Raw genomic sequence first — 6,570 nt, 5'->3', positions numbered from 1 at the left:
AGCCATCCGCGCGATGTGCTCTGGGCCATGGAGGAGGGGGCCGCCTGCGGGGGGCTGGCCGCCGTGGTGGGCGAAATCCATGGCGCGCCCGAAGTGCTGAGCTTTACCGCCACCAAGCGGCTGGCGCTGCGGGCCGAGGCTGCCGAGGTGCCAGTATGGCTGATCCGGTCGGGCGATCCCGGTACGCTGAGTGCCGCGCGCGAACGCTGGCGCGTCTCGTCGCTTCCGTCCGCTTCGCATCCCCACAATACGCAGGCCCCCGGCGCCCCCCTGTGGGAGGCCGATCTGTTTCGTGCGCGGGGGCGGGCGCCCGGGGTCTGGGTGGCCAGCCATGACCGACAGGCGCGACAGGCAAAGGATCGTCTCCGCCTGGTTTCCCGATCTGGCGATGGACCGTTGGCGGCGGATCACGGCGCAGCAGCGGACGCTGCCGGCTGACGAGGTGCCCGTGGTGCTGGCCGCGCCGGGTACCCATGGTCCTGTGGTCCATGCGTTGGGCAAGCCCGCGCGGGAACGGGGGATCACACCCGGCGCCCGGATCGTGGACGTACAGGCCATCCATCCCGACCTGCATGTGGAACAGGCCGATCCGCGCGGGGATCAGGCGCTGCTGGGGCGGGTGGCCATGTGGGCGCGGCGCTGGTGCCCGTGGACGGTGCGGGACACGGATGACGGGATTATCCTCGACGTAACCGGGGCCGGGCATCTTTTCGGGGGCGAGGCGGCGATGCTGCGGGACATGGCGGCGCGGTTCAAGATGCAGGGGCTGACCGCGCGGCTGGCGCTGGCGCCCACGCGGGGTGGGGCACAGATGCTGGCGCGGCACGGTTCTCCGGGGTGTATCTGCGGGCCTGAGGAATTGGGCGACCGGCTGGCAGGCTTGCCGGTGGCGGCCCTGCGGATCACGCCCGATACCGCGCGCCTGCTGGACCGTCTGGGGCTGAAGACCGTCGCGGCCCTGCGGGACGTGCCGCGCGTGGCGCTGATGCGGCGGTTCGGCCATCTGCCCGAAGAGGACAATCCGCTCATCCTGCTCGACCGGGCCACGGGCCGCACCCCCGATCCGCTGAACGCGCCGCAGGATGCCCGCCGCTGGCTTGTGCGGCGGCGCCTGCCGGAACCGGTGATCGACCCGGTGCCCCATCTGGCCGGTCTCGCGGAAGACCTGTGCCTGCAGTTGTCGCGGGCTGAACTGGGGGCACGCCAGTTGCGGCTGACGATCTACCGCGTCGATGGGGAGTGGCGCAGCCGGGATGTGGCGACGGCGCAGGCCAGCCGCGATGCCGCGCATGTGGTGCGCCTGCTGGAAGGCAAGCTCGACGGCATCGACCCCGGTTTCGGTTTCGATCTGCTGACGCTGGAGGCGCTGCGGGTGGAAGCCCTGGCGCTGCATCAGGATTACCTCGACGGCAAGCGCGATCCCGGCAAGGACGTGGCCGCCCTGTTGGATAGGCTGACCGCGCGGCTCGGCCCGGAGAAGGTGACATGGTCGGCTTGGGTGGAAAGCCATTTGCCCGAACGGGTGGAGGCGCAGGTGCCCGCGCTTACCCATGTGCCGCAGGCCCCGCCGGTGGTGCCGCGCGAACGGCCCCTGCGGTTGCTGGACCCGGCAGAAGAGATCTTCGTGCTTTACGCCGTGCCCGAAGGCCCCCCGGCGCGGTTTCGCTGGCGCGGGGTGGCCTATCTGACCACGCGCCATGAAGGCCCCGAAAGGCTCGCCCCGGAATGGTGGCGCGCCCGCGCCGGCACCCGGCTGCGGGATTACTACAAGGTGGAAGTCGGCGATGGGCGGCGCTTCTGGATGTACCGTGAGGGGGTGCTGGGCGACGGGCGCGGCGACGATCCGCGCTGGTTCCTGCATGGGTTGTTCGGGTGACGGGGGATTGAGCCATGCCGGAGCAGGAAGGACACAGGCGGCGCACGCTGGAGGATGAGGACCCGTTCCGCTGGCATCCTCCCGCACCTTATGTGGAGTTGGGGTTGGCGAGCTGCTTTTCCTTTCTGCGCGCGGCCTCGGATGCGGTCGACCTGACCGCAACGGCAAACTTGCTGGGCTACGACAGTATCGGTATTGCCGATCACAACACGCTGGCCGGTGTCGTCCGCATCCATACGGAGGCGAAGAAGGCCAAGGTCCGGCCGGTGATCGGGGCGCGGCTGGTGCTCATGTGCGGTGCCGATCTGCTGGCCTATCCGCGGGACCGCGACGCCTATGCACGGCTCTCCACGCTGCTCAGCAAGGGCAAGATGTCGGACGTGGATGGCGGCTGGCAGGAAAAGGGCGAAACCCATCTGACGCTGGAGATGCTGGCGGCCCATGCCGAAGGCCTGCACCTGATCGCCATGCCGGGCGAGAACCTCGACATGTTCGCCGCTGGCCTGCCCCGGCTGGTCCGGGCGCTGCCGGGGATGCGCTACGTGGGGGCGGCCTATCTCTACCGGGGGGATGACGTGGCGCGGATCAACCGGCTCGATGCCATCGCGCGGAGGCAGGGGCTGCGGATACTGGCCACCAATGATGTGCTCTACCACGCCCCCATGCGCCGCCCCCTGCAGGACGTGATGGTCTGCATCCGCGAAGGCACGACGATCGCGCAGGCGGGTTTCCTGCTGGAGGCGAACGCCGAGCGTTACCTCAAACCTCCGTCGGAAATGTGCCGCCTGTTCAGCGCATGGCCCCATGCCATCGCGGCGACCCGTACCGTCGCGGAGGATTGCACCTTTTCGCTGGGCGATCTGAAGTACGAATACCCGCATGAGATCGTGCCCGAAGGCCGCAGCGCGCAGGAGGAGTTGGAGCGGCTCACATGGGAAGGGGCGGCGCGGCGCTATCCGGAGGGGATCCCTGAAAAGATCGCCCCGATTATCGAGAAGGAATTCGCGCTGATCCGTTCGAAGAAGATCGCGCGCTATTTCCTGACCATCAACGACATCGTGCGCTTCGCCCGGGAGGAGGCCAGCCCGCCGATCCTGTGTCAGGGTCGTGGGTCGGCGGCCAATTCCGCCGTTTGCTTCTGCCTCGGCATCACCTCGGTCGATCCGGCGGAGCACGACGTGCTGTTCGAACGCTTCCTGAGTGAGGAACGCGACGAGCCGCCCGACATCGACGTGGATTTCGAACATGAACGCCGCGAAGAGGTGATCCAGTACATGTACGCGAAATATGGCCGCGCCCGCGCCGGGCTCTGTGCCACCGTGATCCACTACCGCCCCCGCAGCGCCATCCGCGAGGTCGGCAAGGCCATGGGACTGAGCGAGGATGTGACCAGCAAGCTCGCCAGTACGGTCTGGGGCAGCCATGAACCCGAGGTGGGCGATGCCCGGGTCAGGGAAGCGGGCATGGACCTGAGCGATCCCTACCTGCGGCGGGTCATCCATCTGGCCCGGCAGATGACGGGCATGCCGCGCCACCTCAGCCAGCATGTGGGCGGCTTCATCCTGACCGAACGCCCCCTGACCGAGATCGTGCCCATCGGCAACGGTGCCATGCCCGACAGATCCTTCATCGAGTGGGACAAGGACGACATCGATGCGCTGGATATCTTCAAGGTCGATATTCTGGCGCTCGGGATGCTGACCTGTATCGCCAAGTGTTTCGACCTGATGCGCGCGCATTACGGCGAGGACCACGATCTTGCTAGCATCCCGCCGGATGATACGCAGACTTATGACATGCTCTGCGCGGGCGATTCCCTTGGCGTCTTTCAGGTGGAAAGCCGTGCCCAGATGGCGATGTTGCCCAAACTGCGGCCCCGGCGGTTCTATGATCTGGTGATCGAAGTGGCCATCGTGCGCCCCGGCCCGATTCAGGGCGATATGGTGCATCCCTTCCTGCGCCGCCGCCAACGGCTGGAGGGGGTCAGCTATCCGGCACCGGGGCCGGAGCATCCGCAGGACGAACTGCTGAAGATCCTCGGACGGACGCTCGGGGTGCCGATCTTTCAGGAGCAGGCAATGAAGATCGCCATTGAGGCGGCGCGGTTCTCGCCCGCCGAAGCGAACCAGTTGCGCAAGGCCATGGCCACCTTCCGGTCCCGCGGGCAGATCGAGACGCTGCAGAAAAAGATGGTGGGGCGCATGACGGAGCGGGGCTACGACCCCGACTTCGCGCAGCGGTGCTTCGATCAGATCAAGGGCTTCGGCGAATACGGGTTTCCTGAAAGTCACGCGGCGAGCTTTGCCAAGCTTGTCTACGTGTCGTCCTGGATGAAGTGCCACCACCCGGCGGCTTTCGCCTGCGCGCTGCTCAACAGCCAACCCATGGGGTTCTATGCGCCCGCGCAGATCGTGCGGGATGCGCGCGAACATGGGGTGGAGGTGCGCGGCGTGGATGTGAACCTGTCGGAATGGGATTGCACGCTGGAGCCCTGCGGGGCGGGCGGCTTTGCCCTGCGGCTGGGTTTCCGTCAGGTGGATGGCCTGCGCGAAGAGGCGGGACGCCGCATCGTGGCCATGCGCGCCATGCCTTTCGCCGATGTGGCGGACCTCAAGACCCGGGTAAAGCTGGACCGTGGCACGGTCCGGCGTCTGGCGGCGGCGGATGCCATGCGCAGCATGGGGATCGACCGGCGGCAGGCGCTCTGGCAGGCGCAGGGGCTGAAGGACGCCCCCGATCTGCCGATCTTTACCCATGCGGAGGCGCGGGATGAAGGCGCCGAACCGGCGGTGAGCCTACCCGCGATGCCCCGGGCGGAACATGTGGTCGCCGATTACCAGACGCTGCGGTTGTCCCTGAAGGCGCATCCCATGAGCTTTTTCCGCGCCAGCCTGCGGGGGCAGGGCTTTGCTTCCACGGACCAGTTGCCGGGGATGCCGCACGGGCGCAAGGTCTCGCTCGCCGGGCTGGTTCTGGTGCGGCAGAAGCCCGGCAGCGCCAAGGGCGTCTGCTTCATCACGCTGGAGGATGAAGCGGGGGTCGCGAACCTCGTGATCTGGCCCAAGATGTTCGAGGCCCACCGCGCCACGGTGATGGCCGCCCGCCTGCTGGTGGTGCATGGCCGGGTCCAGAGCGACGGACAGGTCATACATGTGGTGGCGGATGCGCTGGAGAACCGCACGGCGCGGCTGGAGGCTTTGTCCGAAGAGCCTATCCCCAGCGTCACCAGCCGGGGCGATCATCCGACCCATCCGATCACCGGACAGGTCGGGGGCCGCGCCCATCCGCGTGACGTTCGTGTGATCCCCAAGTCGCGCGATTTTCATTGACGTTCGGCTGGGATAGTTATTGGCGCAATGAAATCTGCAACGGACGAGGGGCGCTGCCCCTCGCGCTCCCCGAAGTATTTGGAATCATGAGAATGAAGAACAGGCGGCAGTTTGATCGTTGATCCCCCCCTCACGCGGGACCTCGTGCTGGTGGGGGGTGGCCATGCCCATGCGCTGGTACTGCGCCGCTGGGGCATGGCGCCGATGCCGGGGGCACGGCTGACCGTGATCGATCCCGGCCCCACCGCGCCCTATACCGGCATGCTGCCGGGGCATGTCGCCGGACATTATGCGCGGGACGAACTGGACATCGACCTCGTGCAGCTTTGCCGTTTCGCGGGTGCGCGGCTGATCATCGACCGCGCCTGCGGGATCGACCGCACCGAGAGGCGTATCCATCTGGAGGGGCGCGGCCCCGTGGCCTATGACGTGGCATCGCTCGATATCGGGATCACCGCCCGGATGCAGATTCCGGGGTTCGCCGAACATGCGGTCGGCGCCAAGCCGTTGGGCGCTTATGCCCAGCGTTGGCGTGGTTTTCTGGATCGGGTCACGGAAGAAAAGGCGCCGCCGGAGGTCGCGGTGATCGGCGGCGGCGTGGCGGGATGCGAACTGGCCATGGCGATGTCCTTTGCATTGCGCGGCGTGGGACCGCCACCGCGGGTCGCGGTCATCGAGGCTGGGCCGGAAATTTCCGGCGTCGGTGCGCGGGCGCGCGACAGGCTGCGCCGGGAACTCGCCCGGCAGGAGGTGGTGGTGCATACCCGCGCCGAGGTGCGCCGGATCGAGGCGGACCGCGTGGTGTTGGCGGATGGCTCCTCCATTGCCGCCGCGTTCTGCGTGGGCGCCGCGGGAGCGTATCCGCATGAATGGCTCACCCGAACGGATCTGCCGCTGGAAGATGGTTTCATCGCTGTCGGTCCCGGCCTGCAGGTCCGGGGCGATTCCCGGCTTTTTGCCGTCGGGGATTGCGCGCATCTGGATTTCGCGCCCCGGCCCAAGGCGGGGGTATATGCCGTTCGCGCAGCGCCGGTGCTGCATGACAATCTGCGCAGTGCCCTGCGCGAGGATGGCAGCCTGCGGCGTTTCAAACCACAGAAGAACTACCTCAAGCTGGTGTCGCTGGGGCGCAAGGCCGCGCTTGCGGAGAAATGGGGTTTCGCCGTTGCAGGCAGTGCCCTGTGGCAATGTAAGGACCGGATCGACCGGGCCTTCATGGACAAGTTTCGCGACCTGCCGGTCATGGGCGTGCCGAAGGCGCCCCGCGGTGCTGCCGCCGGGGTGGCGGATATCCTCGACGGTGCGCCGCTTTGCGGGGGGTGTGGGGCGAAGGTCGGGCAGGGGGTTCTGGCAGATGCGCTTTCC

At 67.6% G+C, this 6,570-nt stretch carries 3 protein-coding genes and 1 pseudogene; all 4 read left to right on the top strand.

From position 1 onward, the window contains the following. Positions 1-438, top strand: a pseudogene (locus A3728_RS11905) (ImuA family protein); the annotation flags it as partial. Further along, positions 332-1,876 carry a Y-family DNA polymerase gene (locus A3728_RS11900; RefSeq protein WP_067923856.1) on the top strand — a complete coding sequence of 515 codons (1,545 nt, stop codon included), beginning with the start codon at positions 332-334 and terminating at the stop codon, positions 1,874-1,876. The pseudogene A3728_RS11905 and the gene A3728_RS11900, both read left to right, overlap by 107 nt. A 14-nt stretch (positions 1,877-1,890) precedes the next feature. Further along, on the top strand, positions 1,891-5,205 hold the full coding sequence (locus A3728_RS11895) for an error-prone DNA polymerase (RefSeq protein WP_067923853.1): 3,315 nt from the start codon (positions 1,891-1,893) through the stop codon (positions 5,203-5,205). 111 nt (positions 5,206-5,316) lie between these two features. Next, positions 5,317-6,570, top strand: a 1,254-nt coding sequence (locus A3728_RS11890) for an FAD-dependent oxidoreductase (protein ID WP_161489586.1), incomplete at its 3' end; no start/stop codon positions are given.

The organism is Sulfitobacter sp. HI0040 (genome assembly GCF_001634885.1).
Classification (GTDB): domain Bacteria; phylum Pseudomonadota; class Alphaproteobacteria; order Rhodobacterales; family Rhodobacteraceae; genus Sulfitobacter.
The sequence above is the reverse complement of the archived record's forward strand: the minus strand, read 5'-3'. Positions and strand labels throughout refer to the sequence as shown.